Here is a 1,576-nt window from a genome sequence, read left to right on the forward strand (position 1 = left end):
ACGTTTGCTGGATGAAGTCGTGGCGCATTAGTCGTGGTGTCGTGTCACCCGATAGGGGGACTAAGACGGTAGACTAAGGTGTCAGGACGAGCAAACCTAGCCATGCTTTATTCCAGTGGGTTAGCTGCCGTTTTTTTTATTCTTTCAATACTCCAATTTAGTCCTTCCATAATTGAAGTCCTACTTAAAAACCAATCTCCTTTCTTTTCGAAATTTGGCTTTCTATCATTTATAATTTGATCAATTGTTTTCTTGTTAATTTCATAACCGCAAACTTTGTCGGTAGTGACATAGGTTGTTTTTATTAATCCTTTTTTTCCTCTAATGATTAAAAGTCCACCGATGTACTGGTCAGAAAGGTCAAATGGTATAAACATCTCCAAGTTATCAAGCTTATCAAATTTGTCTTGGACGTATTTGATATATTCAATTCCTAACTTGTCAGGCACTTTGTCAATGTTTTTAGGGTCAAATTCGAGGAAATCCGCAATGTAATACAAGTCACCTATTTGAATAAATGTCGGCATTGCATCAATTTTTAAAATGATGTCTTTTTGTCCGTCTCCAAGTTCGTCAATTAGTACTCGTATCATGTTTTTTTAAATGGCAGCTAACGTTGCGTGTATGGTGTCGTAAGGGATTGCGGGCTTCAAATCTATCAAGTTACCACCCAAAATTGATGCGGGTGATGCTGCTCGAAAACCAATAAAACCCTTATGCACTATACACTTTGTTGTATGCCGTAGTTTTTATGGTTTATTCTTTTCCTTTTTCATTCTTAAGCTGAAATGGAATATCTCCTAGTATAATTGAAGGTTTTATTCCTTTCTCTGTCAAAACAACTTTTGTATTATCTTTAAGTGATGATTCTGTTGCTTCTAGAACTTTTAAATCTTTTGCATTTCCAGTAAAATATTTGTCCGCAGCCTCATTTACCAATTTAATTGCCTGTGCTTTTCCCTCTGCAATCATGATTGCGGCTGCTTTTTCTCCTTCAGCTCTTTGTAATTCCGCAAGTTTTTCTTGCTCTGCTGCTTCAAATCGACCCATTGCTAAAGTTTTCATTGCTCGACGCTCTTGTTCTGCGGATTTCTCCTTATGCATTGCAACCTTAATATCATTTGGAGGGTCAATCAGTTTAATCTCAACTTTCGATACTTTCAATCCCCAGTTTTCAGTTAGTTTATCTAACGAATGTTTAAGATTTGCAGCGATTGTCTCTCGGGCTACTAAACTTTCATCAAGTGATATTTTGCCAAATTCTTGTCTTAAATTAGTCTGCGCCAATTGAACAACGGCTTTTTTCCAGTTGTCAATATTATAAAATGTCTTTTTAATATCCTCAACATCGAGTCCCGGATTTGCCCAAAGAATTCCATCAACTTCAATCTCTACATTATCTTTTGTAATTACATTTTGTGGTTCAATACCCATTGTATGTTCTCTAATATCTCTTATCCGTGTAACTTCCAAAATAGGTATTGGCTATTTCGGAGTGACCATGCCACCATTATCGGTCAAACTGTGCCACTTTGAGAGAAGTTGCAATGATAGTAATTTTTTACTCAGTTTTTAA

The 1,576-nt window shown here is 36.4% G+C and carries 2 protein-coding genes; both read right to left on the reverse strand.

Annotated features, from left to right (window positions below; all coding sequences use genetic code 11):
- Positions 1 to 107 precede the first annotated feature (107 nt).
- On the reverse strand, positions 108 to 593 hold the full coding sequence (locus tag ACRD62_RS22350) for a hypothetical protein (protein WP_430822303.1): 486 nt from the start codon (positions 591 to 593) through the stop codon (positions 108 to 110).
- Positions 594 to 756: 163 nt separating this feature from the next.
- Complete coding sequence (locus tag ACRD62_RS22355; RefSeq protein ID WP_430822304.1) at positions 757 to 1,473, reverse strand: SPFH domain-containing protein; 717 nt, start codon at positions 1,471 to 1,473, stop codon at positions 757 to 759.
- Positions 1,474 to 1,576 lie beyond the last annotated feature (103 nt).

The sequence above is a fragment of the Carboxylicivirga caseinilyticus genome, from assembly GCF_050589785.1.
GTDB lineage: Bacteria > Bacteroidota > Bacteroidia > Bacteroidales > Marinilabiliaceae > Carboxylicivirga > Carboxylicivirga caseinilyticus.